A 23,954-nucleotide genomic window follows, 5' to 3' on the forward strand; every position below is an offset into this window, starting at 1 on the left:
TAAATTATTTAAACGTGTCAGTAATACTTGCTATCGAATCTTCTTGTGATGAAACTTCAGTTGCTATTTGTAACAACGGCAAAATTACAGCCAATGTTATTGCGAACCAAACAATTCACGAAAATTATGGTGGTGTAATTCCAGAGCTTGCTTCCAGGGTTCATCAACAAAATATCGTGCCAGTAATACAGCAAGCATTAATTGATGCTAATGTAAATAAAAATGAACTCAATGCCGTTGCTTTTACAAAAGGCCCCGGACTTTTAGGTTCTTTATTAGTAGGGGTTTCGTTCGCAAAATCTTTTGCCCTGGCATTAGATTTACCACTTATTGCCGTGAACCATATGCATGCGCATATTCTAGCCCATTTCATTGATGAGCCTAAACCGCAATTTCCATTTTTATGCCTGACGGTGTCAGGTGGGCATACCCAAATTGTGCTGGTAAGGGATTACTCCTCCATGGAAATTGTTGGCGAAACGCTTGATGATGCTGCAGGCGAAGCATTTGATAAAACTGCTAAAATTTTAAATCTGCCTTATCCCGGTGGACCATTGATTGACAAGCATGCCCAAAAAGGGAACCCAATTGACTACAAATTCCCCGAGCCTCAAATAAAAGGACTTGATTTTAGTTTTAGCGGTTTTAAAACCGCTATACTATATTTTATCAGAGACCAGGAAAAAATTGACCCTGATTTTATTGCGAAAAACCTTAATGATATTTGCGCTTCTGTACAATACAGCATTGTTAATATCTTACTTAATAAATTAAAAAGGGCAGCCAAAGAATATGGCATTAAAGATGTAGCTATTGCTGGAGGGGTTTCTGCTAATTCTGGCTTAAGAAACGCTTTACAGGAATTAGCGTTAACCCAACAATGGAATGTATTCATTCCTGCTTTTGAATACTGTACAGATAATGCGGCAATGATTGCCATTGCTGGTTACCATAAATATTTAAATAAAGACTTTGTGGGCCAGGATGTTTCTCCTGCAGCCCGAATGGAATTTTAAAACACGCGATATGAATTCAATGAGCTTATTATTTATAGGACTAATGTTAGTTCCTTATACCGCTTTTATTGTTTGGTTACTTAAACAAGATAAGCGCAAAAACACCATGGGTATTGTTGTGCTTATGGTGGCTATTTTAGCTACTTTATTGGTGGCCATCTATATCGATGCCAAGTACATGTAATCCGCATTGGGATCAAAAAAAATGGCTGCTTCCGTTCGGAAGCAGCCATTTTTTTATATTTAATACGAGAATAAGGCTTACAGTTTTTCTTCTAGCTTTTCGCCTGAAACCTCTGCCCTGATTTTTGCTTCAATTTCATCAGCCAATTCTGGGTTGTCTAACAATAATTGTTTCACGGCATCTCTTCCCTGACCCAATTTCGTCTCTCCGTAAGAAAACCATGATCCAGCTTTCTTAATAATGTTGAAGTCAACACCAATATCGATGATTTCCCCAACTTTAGAAATTCCCTGGTTAAACATAATATCAAACTCGGCAATTCGGAAAGGTGGCGCCACCTTGTTTTTTACAATCTTAACTTTAATTCTATTTCCAGAAACCTCATCAGAATCTTTGATCTGCGAAGTTCTGCGGATATCTAAACGTACCGAAGCATAAAACTTCAAAGCATTACCACCGGTTGTAGTTTCTGGATTTCCAAACATCACCCCAATTTTTTCACGCAACTGGTTGATGAAAATACAGCAACATCCTGTTTTAGAAATGGTACCTGTAAGCTTACGCAAAGCCTGTGACATTAAACGTGCTTGTAGGCCCATCTTAGATTCACCCATTTCTCCTTCGATCTCTGCTTTTGGAACCAATGCCGCTACAGAGTCAATCACAATTACATCAATTGCACCTGAACGGATCAGGTTATCGGCAATTTCTAATGCCTGCTCACCGTTATCAGGTTGTGCAATTAATAGGTTTTCTACATCAACACCTAATTTCTTCGCATAGAATTTATCAAAAGCATGTTCCGCATCAATAAAGGCGGCAACACCACCAGCTTTTTGTGCCTCTGCAATAATGTGAGTAGCCAAAGTGGTTTTACCTGATGACTCCGGGCCATAGATTTCGATCACACGTCCTTTAGGTACGCCCCCAATGCCTAAAGCAATATCAAGCCCGATAGAACCCGTTGAAATAGATTCGATAGCTTCAATAGCCTGGTCTCCTAGTTTCATTACAGCCCCTTTACCGTATGATTTTTCAAGCTTGTCAAGGGTAAGTTGTAACGCTTTTAATTTGTCTGTGTTTGGGTTCATCTCGTTAAGTTTTGTTCTTAAATATAAAATATTTATTCTTTATTATAACTATCTAATTGAATATCGGTACTAATTATTTTAGCAAAAATACTGAAACATTTGGTGATAAACAAAGATCTTTTAAATTATTATTTAGCTCATTTCCTGTTCACTAATATTCTTAGTTTTGAACAGTCGTTCATAATAACGGCATATATGTGTAATTTCACATATGCTGCATTTTGGTGAACGTGCCACACAAACATAGCGGCCATGCAAAATTAACCAATGGTGCGCTAAATGTATGGTATGTTCAGGTAAGTGTTTAACCAGGTCTTTTTCCACAGCCAATGGCGTTTTACCAGTAGTAAGGCCAATACGGTTAGCCACGCGAAACACATGGGTATCTACTGCCATGGCAGGCGCGTTATATATAACAGAAGCAATTACATTTGCTGTTTTGCGCCCAACGCCTGGTAATTTTTGCAGGTCATTTATATCCGAAGGTACTACGCTATTAAAATCATGAAGCAGCATATTCGCCATACCAACAAGGTGTTTGGCTTTATTGTTTGGATAACTTATGCTTCTGATGTAATCAAATACAATATCTGGTGTAACTTCCGCTAAGGCCTTCGGGGTAGGGAAGCGCTCAAACAAGGCTGGAGTAACCATATTTATTCTCTTGTCTGTGCACTGTGCCGACAGGATCACGGCAACTAGTAATTGAAAAGGATTATGATAATCCAGTTCCGTCACCGCATCTGGCTGTTTAACAGAAAAATGATTCACAAATTCTCTGTACCTTTCTTTTTTAAGCATCTGCAAATATAATATACCGGAAATAAAAAAAGCTGCCTGGTTAAGGCAGCTTCATTAATTACTTGGTCTTGGCATAAGCTAAGATTTTGTTTATGACATCATCACTTGGATCCCGAGTTAAAGAATCCAATTCTTTCTTCAGGTTGTCATAAAAGAAATTGTCATTTTCATCAAGATCTACCTGTAACAGGTGATCGTGTTGACGATAATGATCCGTGTTGTTAGTTGAAGTAGAGGTTGTTACCATAAGCATAATGCTGTTTTGTTTATTTATTAAACGCAGCAGTTTGCTATTTATTTTAACCTACACAACAATTTTAAAAAACATAATTTCGTACGGCAATTAACTTACCTCTTTTACTTTCATCATCTTCCTTAAATTACTCAATGCATACCTCATACGGCCTAATGCAGTATTAATGCTCACATCAGTAAGGTCCGCAATCTCCTTAAAACTAAGGTCCGCATAGTGACGCATAATTAGAACCTCTTTTTGCTCATCTGGCAATAGCCTAATCATTTCCCTCAAATCCGTATAGGTTTGTTCTTTTAGAATCTTGTCTTCAGCACTTTCCTCGTGGATCTGTAATAAGTTCAGTATGTCGGTCCCATCCGCACTGGTAATTACCGGTGCACGTTTTTCCCGTCTGAAATAATCGATCACCAAGTTATGGGCAATACGCATTACCCAAGGTAAAAATTTACCTTCTTCATTATATCTGCCAGATCTAAGTGTGTTAATTACCTTAATAAAGGCTTCCTGAAATATATCTTCTGCCAAATACTGATCTTTGACCAATAAATAAATAGACGTATATATTTTGGATTTATGTCTTCGAAGAAGTTCTTCCAATACCGATTCATCACCGTTAAGGTATAACTTCACCAATTCCTGATCACTATTTAATTGTAATTTCATAGGAGTGTCAATACTAAATTCCCTGCTGTTTGCTTTAAAATATTTAGTAGTCGTTTAATCGATAGTCTTTCTCCTTTAGTTGATTAGTGATGGTGGTTCAATTGTTGTGGTTAATTCTTCCAAAAGAAGCACTTTTTTATTAGAAATCAACAATAAATGTGCTAAAAAAAAATAAAAACCTCCTGACATACTTATTTTTACATTCTCAAAAAATGACCATCAATAAAATTCAGGGTATATTTGCAGTTCTATCCAATAACAATGACTAAGGAAACAGAGAAAGATCCACATAAAAATATAATCATAAAAGGTGCCAGAGTCCACAACCTCAAAAATATTGATGTTGCTATTCCTAAGAATAAGCTTGTTGTCATTACAGGAATGTCCGGTTCAGGTAAATCATCCCTCGCTTTTGACACTTTGTATGCAGAGGGACAGAGGCGTTACGTAGAAAGTTTGTCGTCCTATGCCCGTCAGTTTATGGGAAGAATGAACAAACCCGATGTGGATTACATCAAAGGAATTGCGCCGGCAATTGCCATTGAGCAAAAAGTAATTACCTCTAATCCCCGGTCTACTGTAGGAACCTCTACGGAAATTTATGACTACCTGAAACTGTTATTTTCGCGAATTGGTAAAACTTATTCCCCTGAATCAGGAAAGCTGGTAAAAAAAGATACGGTGAGTACAGTGGTCGATTACATCTCCAAGTTAGGAGATGGCACTACGGTAACGATCTATTGCCCTTTGTATCCGCATAATAACAGAACCATTAAGGAAGAACTAGCCGTATTACTCCAAAAAGGTTTCCTCCGGGTTTTATTTGAAGAGAAAATCACTAAAATTGAAGCCATACTGGAAGATGAGGATTTTGTTGACCAGGAACTGACCAGCGAAATGACTATTCGCATCATGATTGACCGCATAGTGGTTGATGAAGAAGAAGAAACCTTAAGTAGAATAGCTGATTCGGCTCAAACAGCATTTTTTGAAGGTAAAGGGGATTGTTACGTCGAGCATGATGGTAATACCGCTCATTTTTGCGACCGCTTTGAATTAGATGGCTTGAAATTCGAAGAACCTACACCTAATTTTTTTAGTTTTAATAATCCTTACGGGGCTTGTAAAAGATGCGAAGGTTATGGAAACGTGATCGGAATCGATGAAGACCTGGTTATTCCTGATAAAAGTAAAAGTGTTTACGATAGTGCCATTGCCCCATGGCGTGGTGAAAAAATGCGTGAATGGCTTAATAAACTGATTCGCACGGCAGATAAATTTGACTTCCCTATACACCGTCCTTACCATGAGCTTACTGATAAACAGCGTGCTTTATTATGGACGGGTAATAAACATTTTGGCGGACTGGATGCTTTTTTTAAAGAGCTGGAAACACAGACCTTTAAAATTCAATACCGCGTCATGCTCTCGCGATACCGTGGAAAAACTATCTGCCCCGATTGCAAAGGGTCGCGCTTGCGTAAAGATGCCTCCTTTGTCAAGATCGGAGAGAAATCTATCATCGATATCGTATTGATGCCACTTTCTACCATCCTTAATTTCTTTGAAAATCTTAACTTATCTAAAACTGATGAAAAGATTTCTAAACGCTTACTTGCAGAGATTTTTAACCGGGTGGAATACCTAAATAACGTTGGTTTAGGTTACCTTACCTTAAACCGATTGTCCAATACCTTATCAGGCGGTGAGTCGCAAAGAATTAACCTGGCAACATCTCTGGGCAGTAGTTTAGTTGGCTCCATTTATGTTTTAGATGAACCCAGCATTGGCCTGCATCCCCGTGATACCAATAAATTAATCGGCGTACTTAAATCCCTAAGGAATGTAGGTAACACGGTTATTGTGGTAGAACACGAAGAAGAAATGATGAAAGCCGCTGACCATATTATTGACATTGGTCCCGAAGCAGGTACCCACGGTGGTAACCTGGTGTTCAGTGGAACGTATGATCAGATTATAAAAGATAAAAAAAGCTTAACTGGCAGGTACTTAAGCGGTAAAGAAAGTATTGCCATACCTGAGCGCCGTCGTGCCTGGAATGACCATGTGCTCATTAAAGGTGCCCGTGAAAACAACCTCAAGAATATTGACGTTAAGTTTCCTCTTGGCATTTTTACCGTAGTAAGTGGGGTATCCGGATCTGGAAAAACCAGCTTAATCAAGAAAATACTCTTCCCGGCTTTACAAAAAGCGATCGGTAATTATGCTGGTGAGCAAACCGGGGCTTACGATGGTATCTTTGGAAACCTTGATCTGGTTAGCCAGGTGGAAATGGTTGACCAGAACCCAATTGGTCGCTCTTCTCGGTCTAACCCTGTGACGTATGTTAAAGCATGGGACGACATCCGCGCTTTATTTGCGGCCTTGCCTGCTTCAAAAGCGACGGGACTAAAACCATCAGCTTTCTCATTTAACGTAGAAGGTGGTCGTTGCGATGTATGTCAGGGTGAGGGAGAAGTGAAGATCGAAATGCAGTTTATGGCCGATATTTACCTGCCATGTGAAGCCTGCAGTGGCAAAAGATTCAAACCACAAGTGCTTGATGTTACCTACCAGGACAAGAATGTTTCAGAAATTCTTGACCTTACCATAGAAGAAGCTGTGGCATTTTTTAGTAAGGAACAAAAGATTTTGAACAAGCTGCAACCCCTGTTAGATGTTGGTTTGGGTTATGTTCACCTGGGGCAATCTTCAAATACCCTTTCTGGCGGAGAAGCACAAAGGATTAAACTGGCATCCTTCCTGATTAAAGGAAATAATGCCAATAAAACCATGTTCATTTTTGATGAACCAACTACCGGACTGCATTTTCACGATATCAAAAAACTGTTGATTGCATTAAACACCTTAATTGAACAGGGTAATACCATCCTGGTGATTGAACACAATATGGACATGATTAAATCTGCCGATTGGGTAATCGACATTGGTCCGGAAGGTGGCGACGGGGGTGGACAGGTAGTGTTCGAAGGTACACCTGAGGACTTGGTTAAAGCCAGTGATTCCTATACGGCGAAGTATTTAAATGAGCATTTGAAATAATTAGAATTCCACAAAATGCTTTTTTTAACCTTCTTCCTGGGGGTGGTGTTAAACGCAATTGGTTACATCCCTCCAGGTAATATTAACCTCACGGTGGTACAGATCACGGTAAATAGGGGTATCAAACAGGCATATTACTTTATCGCTGCCTTTGGTTTCGTGGAAGTAATTTTTACCCTGGTCATGATGCGCTTTGTGCAATGGCTTTCACTGAGTATCGAGCTGGATAACATTATCGATGTGGTTATGGTATTTCTATTTCTGGGGTTAGGATTCATCACATGGAAATCAAGAAAAGAGATGCCAAAAGACGATTACAGTAGCAAAGATAGTGTGCGCTACGGCTTATTACTAGGTGCAGTAAACCCTATGCAAGTTCCTTACTGGCTGTTTGTGGGTACCTATCTTATTTCGCATGATTGGATCGATATCGGCTACCTTTCCTTAAGTATCTTTAGCATAGGCTCAGGTATCGGTGCCGCATTGGCATTATATGGTTTCGCACGTTTCGCAAACTACATCAAAGAGAAATTTGCACTCAGTAGTTACCTAATCAATAAAAGCATCGCTATTTTGTTTTTCTGTTTGTCGGCCTATCACATTATCAAGGTTATTTATATTCACCTTATCAAAACCTAAGTTATTTCTTCAAAAACTCTACATTCCATATCTTTTCTGCTCTCCGTCCAATAATCCAGAACGAGGCGGCGAGCACACAAAAAAACAGGGCTTTATGCCAGGTATCCCAGAAATATTCGAAATAGCGGGTGTAGAGGTTTAAAAATAGAAAAGTAATGCCAAATTCCCTGGCCACATCATCTCTGTATTTAAGTCCTGCAAAAATGCTGATCAAACAAACAAGTGCCGATAAAATAGCCCAATAAAAAAGGCTAATCTGCCGAATATTATACCACTCTTCAATAGAGGCATAATTGCCGAATACAGAAATAAGCCAGAGGGACACAAACAGGTAAAGCATGCCGCCAATATAAGTAGTGCTATAAAATAGACTAAACTTTGGCTTGTTCTTAAACAAAAGTGCAGCACCAGTAAGCGCAAATCCAAAGATTACAAAACGTAAGGGATAATTCAAGCCCAGGAAATAGTAATCCCAGCGAGACAGGTATCCGGTTTCCGTACCAAACCAGGCTCCAAGAGAAATCAATACGAAAGCCCAAATTAACCTCGATTTAAAAATAAAGGCCAGTACAGCATAAATGATGACAGAAAACAGGATAAGTAAGGAAAAATGCGAATCGTTATTTCCAATGGCCTTACCTAAATAGGCTATGGCGTTCGCGGTTAGCATCACCGCTGTAAAAATGAGGGCATCATTGCTAAATACCTGCATGTAATGGGTCCTGCTACGTTTAAAACCCGTATAATATAATACGCCAGCCACCATCGCAGAGAGTAAACTGATCAGGCCATCTGGAGTCTCATAGAGTTTTTCTAAATAGGTGAGGATATCTTTATCCAATAATAAAGCGCCCAAGGAAATCACTCCGCAAGCCATGGCCACCCAGAAGGAATACTGCGCTAATCTGCGCCAATCGAAACTCTTGGTTTCATAGCTGTCCTTTAACTTCTTAACATGTTCTTCGGTCAGCAGTTGCTGGTCCTGCCATTGCTGAAGCATCTCGTCCAAAAACTCGCTCTTTTCCTGGTCTAATTTCATGTAAAAGTATTGATAGCCAAAATTAAGCTTTCTTAAGTAAATCTGGAATCTTCTTGGTATTCCCAACGATCCAAACAATATCCTCATTTTCAAACACCAGATCCGAGTCAGGATTTAAAATTCGTTCCCCTCTTCGCTCTATGCCTACAACCAGGCCTTGTGTAATGTCGCGTATTTTAGAATTACGGATACTAAAACCGTAAACTGGCGATTGGCTGTTAATCACCACCTTTTGTAAGGTCATGTCTTTTTTAGGGAAAGCCACTTCATCTGATTCATCATCCTTACCCTCAAATAAGGATTGCACCGATGCCAGTTGGTCGTCAGTACCAATCACCAGGATCTTATCATGCGGATATAACCTTTCATCCCGCCCTGGGGTAGGAATAATGATCTTTCCTCGTTCAATCATGGCAATATTAACACCGTATTTTTCTCTTACTGCCAACTCCATGAGCGTCTTGCCAACCATTTTAGATTCTGGAGCGATATCAAGCTCCACCAGGTGAGAATCCCAGGGTAAAATTTCTGGCTTTTTCTTTTGCTCTTCCCTGGCATTCAGGTTAATTAAAAACCGGGTCTCCAGTCGGGTGTAAAAAGACTGCAGTCTTCTGGAAAAGATCGTCATCACCAGAATTATCAAAGCTATAGCAATGCCTACGGAGATCCAGGTATTATAGAACTGGAAAATCAGAAAACCCACTATAAATACGGCAAGTCCTACACGTAAACTTTCCAACGCTACTAAAGGACCGCGGGTGTATTTTTTATTCAGCCATAAGTTACTATAGGCTTTGCGTTCCATTCTGCGTAGGGCAAGTGCCCACAGAAAGGGAATCATAATCATTAAGGTAAGCAATAAGCTTACGATGGTGCCATTCTGTCCGTCAATCAGGTTTTCTGCTACAAAAGGCTGCAGCATTCGCGACCCTAAGAATACCAGGGCTATCAGGATTACCGAGTGTATAATTACGCCAAAGGTATAAGCACGAAGAAACACCTTCCAGTCGCTTAAAGTGGTTATGCCTGCAGTACTGGTACTATACCTGTTTATGCCGGCAATCCATTTTCTTGGTAGCCTACGTTCGATAAATTCATAAATAGGTTCTGAATGTTTTATGAGGTAGGGCGTGGTAAAGGTGGTAATAGCAGAAACGGCTACAGCAATGGGGTATAGGAAATCGCTCGTTACCTTTAACGTAACCCCAAGGGTTGCAATGATAAAAGAGAACTCTCCAATTTGTGATAAACTGAGTCCTGCTTGTATAGATGTTTTTAAGGGTTGCCCAGAGAGTAAAGCGCCAAGACCAGAACTTATAAATTTACCAAAAACGGTGACAAGGGTGATGATCGCAATAGGCCCGGCGTAATCAACTAGTACACGGGGGTCAATCAACATACCCACGGATACGAAAAATATAGCAGCGAAGAGGTCTTTAACCGATTTCGTTAAATGTTCAATACGTTCTGCCTGTGTAGTTTCTGCTAAAATAGAACCCATAATGAATGCGCCGAGGGCAGGAGAGAAGCCTACTTTTACGGCTAGGATGACCATTAACAAACATAAGGCGATAGAAACAATCAGCATGGTTTCATCATTCATTAGTCTCTTTGTGGCCTTTAGAAAGGTAGGTACCAAAAAAATACCCCCAATAAACCAAAGCACCAGAAAGAAAGAGAGTTTCAGGATGGAAATTAGCATGTCGGCTCCTGCAAATTGACGACTAACAGCTAGGGTGGTCAGTAATACTAACATTAAAATGGCCACTAAATCTTCAATAATGAGAACGCCAAACACTAAGCCGGCAAACTTTTTATGCTTTACACCCAGTTCATCGAATGCCCTGATGATGATGGTGGTAGAGGATACGGAAAGCAGTCCGCCTAAAAATATGCTGTCCATGGTCGACCAGCTCATCAGCTTTCCTGCAAAATACCCAATGGTCAACATGAATACGGCTTCTACAATAGCAGTAATAGAAGATGATCCGCCTACCTTTGCCAGCTTTTTGAAACTGAATTCCAGGCCTAAACTAAACAATAGGAAAATTACGCCTATCTCTGCCCAGATGGTAATGCTTTTTAAATCTGCAACACTAGGAAAAAAATCAACATGTGGGCCTACCAGCAAACCTGCCAGGATATAGCCCAGAACTAATGGTTGTTTAATTTTTTTAAATAAAAGGGTTGTCACCCCTGCGGCGGCAAGTATTAACCCAAGGTCACTGATCAGTTCGGGAAGATGTATCATGCTCGTATTTCGTTTGAAAAAAGCTAAATGGTTTGGCGAGTAAGCATGTAACTGATTTGCAGGAATGCAAATAGCAATACCTCATGGCGTTAAATATACAAAAAAAACGATTTTATTTGCAAGGCATTAGGGCTGCGGGATATTATTTCAGCTGATTAAAATAAGCTAGCGTATTTTGCTTGTCCTCATGCAATTGCACCTTTAACGCTTCCAGCCCAGTAAACTTAACGTCGTGACGTAAAAATTGGAGGAAAGTCATCACTATGGTTTGCCCGTAGATCTCTTTATTGAAATCAAAAATGTTGACTTCAATATTGCGGGTCATGCCATTGATGGTTGGCCTTTGGCCAATGTAAGCCATACCGCGGTAATTTTCGTCGCCCATTTTAACGGTCACTGCATAAATACCATCAGAGGGGATTAATTTATAGGTTTCTTCAATGAAAATGTTGGCTGTTGGGTAGCCAATGGTGCGGCCAATTTTATCGCCTTTCACCACCCGGCCCTCCATAGAAAATGGGTATCCCAGGTATTCGGCAGCCAGTGCTACGTCGCCCTTCAACAAGGCTTGTCTTATTTTAGTGGAGCTAACAGCAACATCGTTAATGTCCTGCTCTTTGATCAACTCAATTTTATAGTCGAAATCTTTGGCATATAACTCCAGTTCCGGCATACCGCCTTTTCTGTCTTTCCCAAAACGGTGGTCATAACCTACGATGATGTACTTTGTGCCAATGGTATCTATCAGGATTTGCTGAATATATTCTCTGGCACTTAAATTAGAGAAATCGCGTGTAAATGGAATGATAATCAGGTGATCTACCCCTAAGCCTGCCAGTATTTCCGCTTTTTGCTTCACGGTATTGATCATCTTTAAGTTCTGGTTTTCCGGATCAAGGATCAACCTCGGATGTGGAAAGAACGTTAAGATTACACTTTCTCCACCCGTTTCCTTTGCCAGTTCGCAAAGTCGCTTCACAATCTTTTGGTGGCCGTAATGAACGCCATCAAAGGTGCCAATGGTGACAACGGCATTTGCTAATTTCTTAAACTCCGATAGGTGCTGATATATTTTCAATTTCTTTTTTATTCTTTAAGAAAGCTACCAGATCGGCAACCTCTAATGCGTTGGTTAAGCTAAATTCACCACTTCGGGTACGGGTGAGTTTAGATAGATAAGCGCCATTGTTCAGGTGTTTACCAAAGTCGGATACCAGCGACCTGATGTATGTTCCCTTGCTGCAAACAATACGGAAGTCTACTTCTGGCAAATCGATACGGGTAATTTCGAACTCCGGAACAGATACAAAACGTAACCGCGCTTCTGTTTCTTCGCCACGGCGTGCTTTAACGTATAAACGTTCGCCATTCACTTTTACTGCAGAATGTGCCGGTGGATATTGTTGTATGTCGCCAGTAAATGGAGCGGTAGCTGCATAAATAGCTTCTTCCGTCAGGTTGTCGATCGCAAACTCCTGATCTACTACGGTCTCCATATCATAAGAAGGGGTTGTAGCACCAAGTACCATTGTACCCGTGTATTCTTTTTCCTGAGCCTGAAAAGTGTCTATCTGTTTGGTCAATTTACCTGTACAGATAATCAGCAAACCCGTTGCCAATGGATCAAGCGTGCCGGCATGGCCAACCTTTAGTTTTAAAGGTTTCAACGAGTTCCTGATCTTGCCCACCACATCAAAGCTTGTCCATTGATAAGGCTTGTTGATCAGTAATAGTTCGCCTTCTGTGAAATTAAATTCTCTATCTATCATTATGCAACGGTCAATGGCACATCAGCAAAATATAACGCTAATATCACCACACCTATTATTATTCTATACCAGCCAAAGATACGGAAACCGTGCTTTGACAAAAATCCTATAAACGACTTGATGGCTATAATGGCCACTATAAAAGCAACCAGGTTTCCAAAAAGTAATAACTTAATATTCTCTTCATTCAGCAAATGATATCCTTGCAGCATTTTATAACCTGTTGCGGCACACATAGTAGGTACGGCAAGAAAAAATGAAAATTCTGCTGCCGCCTGGCGGGTTAACTTTTGTTGCATACCACCAATAATAGTAGCTGCGCTTCTGCTTAAGCCAGGAAGAGCAACTGCCAGAACCTGAAAACAACCGATCTTAAAGGCCGTCATGTTGCTGATTTCTTGCTCGTTATGTACCGATGGGTTTTTAAATACCTTGTCTATAAATAGCAGAACAATGCCACCTAATAACAACACCACAGCAATGAAAATAGGGTCGCCCAAGGTATTGTCGATAAAGTCGTTCAGTAAAAAACCAAAGAAAAGTGCCGGGATCACCGCAATGATCAGTTTCATGTAAAACTGCCACTTGCTGAAATCAATGAATTTTTTCCAGTACAACACTACAACGGCTAAAATAGCACCTAACTGTATCGCCACTTCAAATAACTTCACAAATTCGTCTTTGCCAATTCCCATAATGGAACTTGCAATAACCATGTGCCCGGTTGAAGATACCGGTAAAAATTCTGTTAATCCTTCTATAACAGCAAGGATAAAAGCCTGAAGATAGTCCATGTTTTACGCTATTTCTTAAGTATAGCGTAAACGCCAAAGCCAAAACCAAATAACACCACCAAGGGTGCCAAAAGTGTTTTTCTGAAATCGTAAATATTGGTGTCTCCAATCATGAGCACAAAGCCTAATACAACAATAGCAATGCTGATCAGGAGCAATTGATAATTTTTCTTGGTAAACACCAGTTCACTTTTGTGATCCTGATGTCCGGGAATTGTTTTTTTATCAGTCATTATCTATATAGATCGTAAATTTTAAGTCTTAAATATTTGCTAACAGCCATGGCAGTACAAATGGCCGTAATAAAGATACCTACAGCAACCAGGAAAATCAACACAAAGCCAAATTCGGTATAGTTTCTTAAGATAAGAATCTCAGGAATTTGCTTTTGTGTGTAATAAAGAATTCCTAATAACAGGATTACAGCAATTATAGCTGAAATCAAGCCATGTAAGGCGGCAACCAATACAAAGGGCTTGCGTATGAAATTTTTCGTTGCACCTACAAGTTGCATGCTTTTAATTAAAAAGCGCTGAGAATAGATAGCCAGACGAATGGTGTTATTAATTAAGGCTATAGAGATGACCAATAGAATGGCTGCGAAACCAAGGATAATTAAACTGATCGTATTGATGTTCTGGTTTACCATGTCAATCAGTGAGCTTTGGTAAATTACTTCTTTCACTACCGGACTTTGTCCGATCTGTGCTTTTAAAGCCTCAATACTTTTATTATTTGCATAATCGGCTTTCAGGTACACGTCAACTGTGGATAGTAAAGGGTTATACCCAAGGAAATTCACAAAATCCTCACCCAGGTCTTGAGTCAGGTTCTTGGCCGCTACTTCTTTGTTTACATATTGAGTGTTTTTGATGGCTACATTGGCATCAAGCTCTTTTTGAAATTGAAGAACATCTGCTTCTTTAGCGCCTTCGTTCAAAATAATATTAAGCACAATATTTTCCTTAACATAGTTGGACAAATTTTTGGCGTGAACCAAAATTAAGCCTAACATACCCAGCATCAGCAGAACTAAGGTGATACTGAATATCGTAGAAATATAGATGGTCTTCGTCTTCTTAGAAGCATCGCTCACTTCAAATTCTTCCATGTATTTGTATTTATGTTTGCGAAAATAAAAAAATTAAAGCAACTAAAATAAATTACTTGCCGATAGCGCCTTATTAATATCAATTGTACAACGGTTGTTTGAAAGAAATAGTTTAAAATGATGTGGAAAAGATGACCACCCAATTGTTTGCTTACAGCTCAAGTTTTTTATACAACATATAGATATGGAAGGTATATTTAGCGATTAAAATTAGAACCAATCAAATATACTTGAGTAAGAATGCGTATCAACCCACTTAAAATTGTTCTGCTTTATTTTCTGATCAGCCTGTGCTGGATATTGCTCGGTAGCGTAGTCGTTGATATGTTACATAGCTGGTTACCCTTTAGTAAAGATAAACTGGAGGTGATTAAGGGAGTTCTTTTTATTTCTCTTACAGCACTTCTTTTATACTTCGCTATCAATCGCCAGGGCGAAGCTGCTGATCGGTTAAGAAAATCTGAACATGAAAAGCTTCAGCAACTCTATGATACTGAAAAAGAGTTAAATCAATCTTTGAAAGAAAACCAAAAGTTGGCCGAAGTTATTGACCGCATCCATAATATGGTGGTCATTACAGATACCTATGGGCGGGTTTCCTGGGTTAACCAAACTTTTATAAATTTCACGGGTTATCAGCTCGAAGACATTCAAGGTAAAACCACCGACTTACTGCATGGACCTGAAACAGATAAAAAACTGCAACACAAAATTATGGGGGTGCTAGAAACTAGTCACCATGGTGTTTTTGAAGTACTAAATTACACCAGGTCGGGTACGAAGTACTGGGTTGAAATGACTATTTCAGGAATTTATAATGAACAGAATGAATTAATCAGGTACATTTCCATTCAAAACGTTATTACCGAAAGAAAGTTAAGCGAAGCCAAACTACAACAACAGAACAGGATATTAAGAAAAATGTCGTGGACAAACTCCCATGCCATTAGAAAGCCTGTCGCTTCCATCATTAGTCTGGTAGAATTAAGTAAACAGATGTCAGACCCAGACGAATTAAATGCCATACACGGACTCATCGGTATCTGTGCTGCTGAACTAGATGAGATTACCAGGGAAGTGAGCAAAATGATGAGTGATTCGATCTTAAAAGAGTAATCTGCTGTATACTGCATTGTTAGAAGGTTACAATTTACCAGAACTGCTGTAATAAGTCAACAAGTTTGCCGTTAAATTTTAAAAAAGTACGGATAAACAGTTGGTTATGAAATTAAAATTATTCAATATTAGCGCATTCATTTGCTTGTTAACCCTAAGCATTGCTTGTAAAAAAGAATCGTCAGATAGTATCCAGCCCAATATGAGCGGCTGGTGGCAAATTGAAAGAATTGAAACACGTACTTACGATGCCGGTGGCACCGCTGTTGTATCGTCGGCTTCCATCCCTTACCAACCCACAGATTACATCGACTTTAAAAACAATAAAAGTGATGAACTCGAAATAAACCTGGGTGATGGAAATCGCGTAATCGGCAACTACGTGGTGTTAATGGGAGGAATGTTTAACATTAGCCTGTCCAATAAATTGCTTTATTGTAGTGTCGATAACCTCACGGAGAAGGCTTTCACCTTTACCGGAACGGTAGATAAATCCAATCCTAAGGTTACCGAAACTTACTACCTGGTGAGGTAGCTTCCAAGGTAACATTGCTAAAAGGTAATTAATTTCATTATTTTCGCGCTATATAAGCAGAGCTGAAATGGATTACCAATTTAAAGACATAGAAAAAAAGTGGCAGGATTTCTGGGCAGAGCATAAAACGTTCCAAGCAGAAACTAATGCCGAAAAACCTAAATTTTATATATTAGATATGTTCCCTTACCCATCGGGAGCAGGTTTACATGTAGGCCATCCCCTGGGTTATATTGCCTCAGATATATTTTCAAGGTATAAAAGGTTAAAAGGTTTTAACGTTTTACACCCCATGGGTTACGACTCTTTTGGTTTGCCAGCAGAACAATATGCCATTCAAACCGGACAGCATCCCGCCATTACCACCGAAACCAATATTAACACTTATCGCAGACAGCTAGACCAGATCGGCTTTTCGTTCGACTGGAGCCGTGAAGTGCGTACCAGCGATCCGGGTTATTATAAATGGACGCAGTGGATTTTCATGCAATTGTTCAATTCCTGGTATAACCTGGAAACCGATAAGGCTGAAGACATTTCTACCCTGGTAGAAAAGTTTAATACCATAGGTTCTGAAGGCATCAAAGCGGTTTGCGATGAAGAAGTACTCAGGATTCTGCCTAGCGATTGGGCAACCATGTCATTTGAAGACAGACAAATAGAATTACTAAAATACCGACTTACTTATCTAAGGGAAAGTACCGTAAACTGGTGCCCGGCATTAGGAACAGTATTAGCCAACGACGAAGTGATCGGTGGTTTTTCTGAACGTGGTGGCCACCCGGTTGAGCAAAAGAAAATGATGCAGTGGAGCATGCGCATATCGGCCTATGCCGAGCGTTTGCTACAGGGCTTAAATACGATCGACTGGCCAGAGCCGGTAAAAGAAATGCAACGCAACTGGATTGGTAAAAGTGTGGGTGCCAGTGTGAGATTTGATATTGACAAAACCGCGGTAACAGCAGATTTGCCAGCAAGTTATATTGAAGTGTTTACTACCCGTGTAGACACTATTTTTGGTGTATCGTACTTGGTGTTAGCACCAGAACACGAGTTGGTTGCAGCTTTAACTACACCTGCGCAACAAGACCAGGTGTTGCAATACATTGCACAAACACGTAAGAAATCGGAGCTAGACCGCATGGCGGATACCAAATCTGTATCGGGAGTGTTTACCGGCAGTTATGTGGTTAACCCGGTAAGTGGCGACCGTGTGCCTTTATGGATCGCCGATTATGTATTGGCTGGTTATGGAACAGGGGCGGTCATGGGTGTGCCAAGTGGCGACCAGCGTGACTGGGCTTTCGCTACTCACTTCGGTTTACCGATCGTACAGATATTAGATGCGCAGCAACATATCGATGTGCAGGCTGATCCAACTAAGGAAGGTTTGTATATCAACTCTGGCTTTATCAATGGCATGGGCTATACTGAAGCTACCGAAACATTAAATGCGTGGCTGGAAGAAAAACAAGCGGGTAAAGCCAAAATCAATTACCGCATGCGTGATGCTATTTTTGGTCGGCAGCGTTATTGGGGTGAGCCCATTCCGGTTTATTTTAAAGACGGACTGCCTTATTTAACAAAAGAGGAAGAATTACCACTGGTGCTTCCGGAAATTGACAAATACTTGCCTACAGAATCAGGTGAACCGCCATTAGGCAGGGCCGAAAACTGGAGCTATGATGATGAATATGAGTATGAATTGAGTACCATGCCGGGTTGGGCGGGTTCCAGTTGGTACTGGTACCGTTACATGGATACAAAGAATGACCAGGAATTTGCTTCGAAAGATGCTATTGAGTACTGGAAAGATGTTGACTTGTACATTGGTGGCGCAGAGCATGCTACAGGGCACCTATTGTATAGCCGCTTTTGGAATAAGTTTCTAAAAGACATGGGTTATGTAACCGAGGAAGAACCCTTCAAAAAACTAATTAACCAGGGCATGATCCAGGGACGCAGTAATTTTGTGTACCGGGTGGTCGACGAAGAAGGTAAGGGTACGAATACCCTGGTTTCTCATGGTCTGAAAAATCAATATAAAACTTCGGCATTACATGTTGATGTTAACATTGTGGAAAACGAAGTGTTAAACATCCCTAAGTTTAAGCTGTTCAGACCAGAATTTCAGGATGCCGAATTTATCCTCGAAAATGGCAAATATATCTGTGGCGTGGAAGTGGAAAAGATGTCGAAATCTAAGTTCAACGTGGTTAACCCCGATGTGCTTATGGAGAGTTATGGTGCCGATACACTGCGGATGTATGAAATGTTTTTAGGACCGCTTGAGCAAAGCAAACCATGGAACACCAATGGCATCGAAGGGGTGTTTAAATTCCTTCGTAAATTCTGGCGTTTGTTCCACAATGAGCAATGGGAATTCCGCGTGTCTGACCAGGAGCCGAGCAAAGCAGAATTAAAAGCGCTACATAAAATCATCAAAAAGGTACAAGATGATGTGGAGCGTTTCTCATTCAATACTTCCGTATCTGCTTTTATGATTGCTGTAAATGAATTAACAGACCTGAAGTGTAACAACAAAAGTGTCTTGTCTGATTTAACCCTGGTTTTATCACCCTATGCCCCGCATATTTGTGAGGAACTGTGGACTTTATTAGGCAATGAGGCAGGCAGCTTGTCGTACACCTCATATCCAGAGTTTAATCCAGCGCACTTGTTGGAAGATGAGTTTAGCTACCCGATATCTGTAAATGGAAAAACCAGGTTAAACTTAAGTTTAAGCGCTACACTTGACGTGGCCGAGATTGAATCCGCTGTTTTAGCGAACGAACAGGTACAAAAATACCTGGATGGTAAAGCGCCTAAAAAAGTAATTGTGGTCAAAGGTAGAATTGTAAACCTAGTGATATAACCTTTATTTGTTATTGCCAATGTGAATAGCCTATATCGTTGAAAAACGGTACAGGCTATTTTTGTTTTAACTGTTTAAAGCGATCAACTAGCACCCATATCCGTTCAAATGTTCGCTTTTTGTAACATTAACATTGTTTTTAGTGCATGATGTAACAATTTGTCGTCACTTTGGACTAACAGAAAACGACACAGAATTATATGAAAAGAATTTTACTATTGTTTATAGTTTTAGGAATGGTGAGTAGTGCAAAGGCACAATTCCCAATGGGCGGCGGAGCTGCAAAAGTTACCGTAACAGGTAGAATCACCGCGGTGATAATTGATTCGCTTACCCAAAAGCCTGTCGATTATGCTACCGTATCGTTGGTGAAAGTGAAAGATAACAAGTCAGTTAATGGGGGTTTAACAGATGATAAAGGTAAAATCGTCATGCAGAATGTTGTTCCTGATGAATACAAATTATCCATCGGTTTTATGGGTTATAAAACTAAATCGGTACAGGTGAAAACCACACCTGAGCGTCCTGATAATAACATCGGTACCATCATTTTAGCCCCAACTGCAAGTAACTTAAAGGAAGTGGAAATCAGTGGCCAAAAGGCAATGGTGGAAAATAAAATCGACAGAATGGTCTATAACGCTGATCAGGATGTTACTGTAGCTGGTGGTACAGCAGGTGATGTGATGAGAAAGGTTCCATTATTATCGGTAGATATTGAAGGTAACGTTACCTTAAGGGGTTCTGCAGTCAGGGTGTTAATCAATGGTAAACCCTCAGGTACCATGGCTAATAGTGTGGCAGACGCCTTAAAAATGATTCCTGCAGAAGAAATTAAGACGGTAGAAGTGATCACCAGCCCTTCAGCTAAGTATGATGCGGAAGGTACTGGCGGTATCATTAACATCATCACCAAGAAAAAAACGGCACAAGGGGTAAGTGGTTCAGTAAATACGTCCGTAGGTACCCGCCAGAACAATGGCAACGTAAGTTTAAACGCCAAAAAAGGTCGTTTAGGTTTTACCAGTAACATCGGTACTCAATATGCCATCCCACAGGACACCCGTGTGGAGATTCTTAACCAGAATTACATAACCAATAGGGGAGTGTTACAACAGGGTACAACTAAAGCCAATCGCTGGGGTTACAATGGTAGTGCAGGTTTGGACTACGATATCAATAACTACAACAGTTTATCAACCAATGTGAAGTTCAACCGTTTTGAGAATGGTTCGGATGGTTCTTTAGACGTGCGCAATATCAACGCTGCTGGCGATACTGAAAATTATTCCAGGTATACAGATAATGCCATGGTCTTTAAAAATGTAGATTGGAGTGCAGATTATAGACGGACTACTAAAAAAGAAGGTGAAGAATTTGCTTTGATGGGCCAGGCTTCATTTGGACAAAATGTTAATGAATTTAACACGGTTGACCGTTTAGCGAATGGAAATTCAACCACTATTAATGGCGACAATACGGGTAAAAACAATGAATATACGGTACAGGCAGATTATACCTATCCCTTTTCGAAAGTAACGGTATTGGAAACCGGAATGAAAGGTATTTTTAGAAATATCCAAAGTAAATACCAGGATTCAGAACAAGATTTCGATTACGACCAGAATGTAGGTGCGGTTTACGGAGTAATCAGTTTTAAACTGGCTAAGAAAACAACTGTTAAAGGTGGTTTACGTGCAGAATACACCAAAATCGGCGGACAATCAGGCACCGAACTGAACTTTGATAACGACTACTTTAACTTGTTCCCTAGTGTGATCTTGTCGCAAACCCTAAAAGGAAATTCCAGCGTGAAGTTAAGTTATAACAAACGCATGTCGCGTCCAAGTCTGTTTTTCTTAAACCCCTTCCAGAACCAAAATGACCCGGAGAATAAAACACAAGGTAACCCAGGTTTGAGTCCGGAGTTAAGCGATAACATTGAACTGGGTTATTCTACTTATATCAAAGGTTCTGTGATTAATGCCTCTGTATTTTATAGAAATACACAGGATGTGATTGAAAATGTATTTGACCCTGCACAAAAGTTAACTTCTTATTATAACGTTGGTACGCGCAAGTCTTATGGTGCCAATGCTTTTGCATCGTATAACATCAAACCGAAATGGACAGTAATGGGTAATTTTAACCTAAATACATATGAAGTAGATGGTCAGGAATCGGGTGCTTCTACCGGTGTGAAGTTAAACTATAGTGCATTCTTACGCTCGGCAATATCCTTTAAAGGGGGATGGAACACAGAAATATTCGGAGTGTATAACGGACCGCGTTATACTTTCCAGGGTAAAAGCGGTGCCATGCAATTTTATGGTGGTGCAGTAAAAAAAGAAATCCTGAATAAAAAAGGAACAGTAGGTATTAACGTGTTTAATGTGTTCGCTAGAGACCTGCACATTGAATCGGTTAACCAATCGCCAACCTTTTTGCAAAGCACAAATATTTATTACCCTATTCGTTCTTTCGGTATTAACTTCAGCTATAGCTTTGGTAAGATTAATTATAACCCGACCAAAAAAAAGAAAATTAACAACGATGACCAAAAACAAGGGGAGCAACAAGGCGGCATGGGTACTGGCACTGGGCAAGGAGGTTTGTAGCCTTAATGTTTTTGAACCCTTTTAAGCACCATCAGGTTTAAGGGGTTCATCAAATAACCCGAGATGTTGTTTTGTAACATCACTACCGACTGGTCATAATAAACAGGCACTACAGAAGCATGTTCTAAGATCATGTTGTCCATTTGATGATATAGTGCATAACGCTTTTCGGGATCATTCTCGTAATAACTTTGCTCAAACAAACGGTCAAAATCATCATTAAAATACCCCGTGTAATTTGGTCCGAAAGGCACACGGTTTTTAGAATAAAATACACTGAGGTAATTTTCTGCATCGGGATAATCTGCAATCCAGGATCCCCTGAAGAAAGTTACCTCATTTTTTGACATCAGGTCGCGTAAACTGGCGCTTGGATTTACATCTACCTTTACTTTAATGCCGATGGCATGCAACTCCCCCTGGATAAATTCAATCAGGTCTTTTGACGTGGTGGAGGCACTCAGCGTAATTAGCGGCAGGCCTTTGCCACCGGGGAAACCTGCTTCTGCCAGTAAGGCTGCAGCTTTTTGCGGCTGATAGGAATAACCCTTTACTTTTACACTGTCGAAACCAGGCATGCCTGCAGGCACAAAGCCGGAAGTGGCTGGCGTGCCAATGCTGTTACGCAGGTACTTGATCAGTTTCTTCTTGTCGATGGCATAATTAATGGCCTGGCGCACCAGCTTATTTTTCAAAGGCGAATTTTTAACAATCGTCTTACTCGTGTCAACCAGTATGCCCAGGTATTCCGTACAAAGGTATTCGCCTTTTTTTAATTGAAAAGCATTCTTGTATTTGCTGGTCATTTTGCCGCTTTTGGTTAAAATATCATCGCGGTAGCTGCCATCTACCTTATCAAAAAAGTCAAGTTCTTTTTTAATAAAATTCATGAAGGCACTTTGTTTGTCGTTAATGAAAGTCACTTTCACCGCATCGAGGTAGGGCAGGTATTGCTGGCCATCGGTTTCCCAATAGCGCTCATTTTTAAGCAGCACCATAATTTCATCCTCTTTCCAGTATTTGAAGGTAAAAGGACCGGTTCCTATCGGGTGACTGCGGAAATCCTTACCATAATGTTCTACAACTTCTTTGGGTACCACTGAGCAATATTGTGCCGTTAGCAGGTTCATGAAGGCCGGGAAAGGTTTTACCAATTGTATCTGGAAGGTGCTGTCATTAAGGGCCACGAAACTCTTTGCGTCTTTCACCTTGTCGCTAAAAATCCATCCGCCTGATGAGCCTACTTCAGGGTCGATCAAACGGTTAAAGCTATAGGCAAAGTCGGCCGCCACTACTTTTCTCCCTTTGCCACCGGCAAACAGCGGGTCGTCATGGAAATAAACATCCTGGCGCAGGTTAAAGGTATATTGTAGTCCATCAGCACTCACCTGCCAGGTTTTGGCAATCGCTGGAACGGTGTTTAAATTGCTGTCTATTTGCACCAAGCCATTAAAGAGCTGGTTGATCATCCAAATGGCATTTTGGTTTCTGGCAAAAGCTGGATCCAAGGAAGTAAGGCCCTGGTCGATGTTTAGGTTGAATACTTTTTTATCGCTGTGATCAGGTTTATCTTGGCAGGAAAACAACAGGATGAATGGCAGGCTCCAAAAAATATATTTAATAGTACGATGCATCAGATAAGGAATATTACTTTTGCACAAAGTAATAAATAAATCGATATGTCTTTTTTAAATGCCGCTATTAATAATGTTGAGGATGAATTGGTCAGAGAAGAATTACAAGACCGTGTGGATCTGGTAAGGCATAAGATTAAGTTTATGGATAAAGTGCCGGTGGCGGTTCTTGATGCGCATAATGCACCTAACCCGGCGCTAAATGAATTGCTTAACCTGGCAGGAGGGCAGCTTGAAATTGACCCGAAATTAGCCAGGGTGGTGCTTTACCTGGAGCCTGGCAGCAGCATGCTTAACCTAATGGGAGTAGTGCCCGCCATGCTGGAAAAAGAATGGCCAGCGGTAGAATATAACCGTTTATACTTATTGGATGAAATCCAACCAACAGAACATCCTGCAGAACAAATAGCGCTGTTAGAAGACCTGGCGGAAATATTAAATCCAGGTTATTTTGTGTTTGGTAACGAAGGGAAAACCTGGATCAGCTTCGGGGTATAAC

The 23,954-nt window shown here is 40.4% G+C and carries 21 protein-coding genes; 9 read left to right on the plus strand and 12 right to left on the minus strand.

What is annotated here, in order from left to right; translation table 11 throughout:
* The first annotated feature begins 14 nt into the window (after positions 1 to 14).
* Complete coding sequence (gene tsaD, locus IWX76_RS16765; RefSeq protein WP_196861190.1) at positions 15 to 1,016, plus strand: tRNA (adenosine(37)-N6)-threonylcarbamoyltransferase complex transferase subunit TsaD; 1,002 nt, start codon at positions 15 to 17, stop codon at positions 1,014 to 1,016.
* A 10-nt stretch (positions 1,017 to 1,026) separates the two neighbouring features.
* Positions 1,027 to 1,200, plus strand: a complete 174-nt coding sequence (locus IWX76_RS16770; protein ID WP_196861191.1) for a hypothetical protein — start codon at positions 1,027 to 1,029, stop codon at positions 1,198 to 1,200.
* A 77-nt stretch (positions 1,201 to 1,277) separates the two neighbouring features.
* Here the strand turns inward: IWX76_RS16770 and recA are convergent, their stop codons facing one another.
* The 4 genes from recA to IWX76_RS16790 form a co-directional block, all read right to left on the minus strand.
* Positions 1,278 to 2,291 (minus strand): recombinase RecA, encoded by a 1,014-nt coding sequence (gene recA / locus IWX76_RS16775; protein WP_196861192.1) that lies wholly within the window; start codon positions 2,289 to 2,291, stop codon positions 1,278 to 1,280.
* A gap of 132 nt (positions 2,292 to 2,423) precedes the next feature.
* Complete coding sequence (gene nth / locus IWX76_RS16780; RefSeq protein WP_196861193.1) at positions 2,424 to 3,092, minus strand: endonuclease III; 669 nt, start codon at positions 3,090 to 3,092, stop codon at positions 2,424 to 2,426.
* Between the two features lie 58 nt (positions 3,093 to 3,150).
* Positions 3,151 to 3,345: a hypothetical protein gene (locus IWX76_RS16785; RefSeq protein ID WP_196861194.1), complete on the minus strand. Its 195-nt coding sequence runs from the start codon at positions 3,343 to 3,345 to the stop codon at positions 3,151 to 3,153.
* Positions 3,346 to 3,435: 90 nt separating this feature from the next.
* Positions 3,436 to 4,011, minus strand: coding sequence for an RNA polymerase sigma factor (locus tag IWX76_RS16790; RefSeq protein WP_196861195.1), 576 nt, complete (start codon positions 4,009 to 4,011; stop codon positions 3,436 to 3,438).
* A gap of 261 nt (positions 4,012 to 4,272) precedes the next feature.
* Between IWX76_RS16790 and uvrA the strand changes: the two genes are divergently transcribed.
* Both uvrA and IWX76_RS16800 read left to right on the plus strand, forming a co-directional pair.
* A complete protein-coding gene (gene uvrA, locus IWX76_RS16795) occupies positions 4,273 to 7,074 on the plus strand; it encodes an excinuclease ABC subunit UvrA (RefSeq protein ID WP_196861196.1) in 2,802 nt (933 codons plus the stop codon).
* A 15-nt stretch (positions 7,075 to 7,089) separates the two neighbouring features.
* Complete coding sequence (locus IWX76_RS16800) at positions 7,090 to 7,713, plus strand: LysE family transporter (protein ID WP_196861197.1); 624 nt, start codon at positions 7,090 to 7,092, stop codon at positions 7,711 to 7,713.
* Position 7,714: 1 nt separating this feature from the next.
* Here the strand turns inward: IWX76_RS16800 and IWX76_RS16805 are convergent, their stop codons facing one another.
* From IWX76_RS16805 to IWX76_RS16835, 7 genes are all read right to left on the minus strand, one after another.
* Positions 7,715 to 8,752 carry a DUF2157 domain-containing protein gene (locus IWX76_RS16805; RefSeq protein ID WP_196861198.1) on the minus strand — a complete coding sequence of 346 codons (1,038 nt, stop codon included), beginning with the start codon at positions 8,750 to 8,752 and terminating at the stop codon, positions 7,715 to 7,717.
* 22 nt (positions 8,753 to 8,774) lie between these two features.
* Positions 8,775 to 11,003, minus strand: coding sequence for a cation:proton antiporter domain-containing protein (locus IWX76_RS16810; RefSeq protein WP_196861199.1), 2,229 nt, complete (start codon positions 11,001 to 11,003; stop codon positions 8,775 to 8,777).
* Positions 11,004 to 11,145: 142 nt separating this feature from the next.
* Positions 11,146 to 12,081: a bifunctional riboflavin kinase/FAD synthetase gene (locus tag IWX76_RS16815; RefSeq protein ID WP_196861200.1), complete on the minus strand. Its 936-nt coding sequence runs from the start codon at positions 12,079 to 12,081 to the stop codon at positions 11,146 to 11,148.
* Positions 12,050 to 12,772: a tRNA pseudouridine(55) synthase TruB gene (gene truB, locus IWX76_RS16820; protein ID WP_196861201.1), complete on the minus strand. Its 723-nt coding sequence runs from the start codon at positions 12,770 to 12,772 to the stop codon at positions 12,050 to 12,052. The genes IWX76_RS16815 and truB overlap by 32 nt, the downstream gene beginning before the upstream one ends.
* Positions 12,772 to 13,566, minus strand: a complete 795-nt coding sequence (locus IWX76_RS16825) for an undecaprenyl-diphosphate phosphatase (RefSeq protein ID WP_196861202.1) — start codon at positions 13,564 to 13,566, stop codon at positions 12,772 to 12,774. Before IWX76_RS16825 ends, truB begins: the two co-directional genes overlap by 1 nt.
* 8 nt (positions 13,567 to 13,574) lie before the next feature.
* Complete coding sequence (locus tag IWX76_RS16830) at positions 13,575 to 13,799, minus strand: DUF3098 domain-containing protein (RefSeq protein WP_196861203.1); 225 nt, start codon at positions 13,797 to 13,799, stop codon at positions 13,575 to 13,577.
* The gene (locus tag IWX76_RS16835; protein ID WP_196861204.1) at positions 13,799 to 14,677 is read right to left on the minus strand and encodes a cell division protein FtsX; all 879 of its coding nucleotides are present in this window, start codon (positions 14,675 to 14,677) and stop codon (positions 13,799 to 13,801) included. Before IWX76_RS16835 ends, IWX76_RS16830 begins: the two co-directional genes overlap by 1 nt.
* Before the next feature lie 240 nt (positions 14,678 to 14,917).
* Here IWX76_RS16835 and IWX76_RS16840 point away from each other — a divergent pair, with 240 nt between their 5' ends.
* The 4 genes from IWX76_RS16840 (at position 14,918) to IWX76_RS16855 (ending at position 21,821) form a co-directional block, all read left to right on the plus strand.
* Positions 14,918 to 15,793 carry a PAS domain-containing protein gene (locus IWX76_RS16840; protein WP_196861205.1) on the plus strand — a complete coding sequence of 292 codons (876 nt, stop codon included), beginning with the start codon at positions 14,918 to 14,920 and terminating at the stop codon, positions 15,791 to 15,793.
* Between the two features lie 106 nt (positions 15,794 to 15,899).
* A complete protein-coding gene (locus tag IWX76_RS16845) occupies positions 15,900 to 16,328 on the plus strand; it encodes a hypothetical protein (protein ID WP_196861206.1) in 429 nt (142 codons plus the stop codon).
* A 67-nt stretch (positions 16,329 to 16,395) separates the two neighbouring features.
* A complete protein-coding gene (leuS, locus tag IWX76_RS16850) occupies positions 16,396 to 19,203 on the plus strand; it encodes a leucine--tRNA ligase (protein ID WP_196861207.1) in 2,808 nt (935 codons plus the stop codon).
* 200 nt (positions 19,204 to 19,403) lie between these two features.
* The gene (locus IWX76_RS16855) at positions 19,404 to 21,821 is read left to right on the plus strand and encodes a TonB-dependent receptor domain-containing protein (RefSeq protein WP_334642130.1); all 2,418 of its coding nucleotides are present in this window, start codon (positions 19,404 to 19,406) and stop codon (positions 21,819 to 21,821) included.
* A 2-nt stretch (positions 21,822 to 21,823) separates the two neighbouring features.
* Here the strand turns inward: IWX76_RS16855 and IWX76_RS16860 are convergent, their stop codons facing one another.
* On the minus strand, positions 21,824 to 23,455 hold the full coding sequence (locus IWX76_RS16860) for an ABC transporter substrate-binding protein (protein ID WP_196861208.1): 1,632 nt from the start codon (positions 23,453 to 23,455) through the stop codon (positions 21,824 to 21,826).
* 45 nt (positions 23,456 to 23,500) lie between these two features.
* On the opposite strand from IWX76_RS16860, the gene IWX76_RS16865 reads away from it, so the two are divergent.
* Complete coding sequence (locus tag IWX76_RS16865; protein WP_196861209.1) at positions 23,501 to 23,953, plus strand: hypothetical protein; 453 nt, start codon at positions 23,501 to 23,503, stop codon at positions 23,951 to 23,953.
* The last annotated feature ends 1 nt before the right edge of the window (position 23,954 follow it).

Origin of the sequence: Pedobacter sp. CAN_A7, assembly GCF_015752175.1 — a bacterium.
In the GTDB taxonomy this organism is placed as follows: Bacteria; Bacteroidota; Bacteroidia; order Sphingobacteriales; family Sphingobacteriaceae; genus Pedobacter.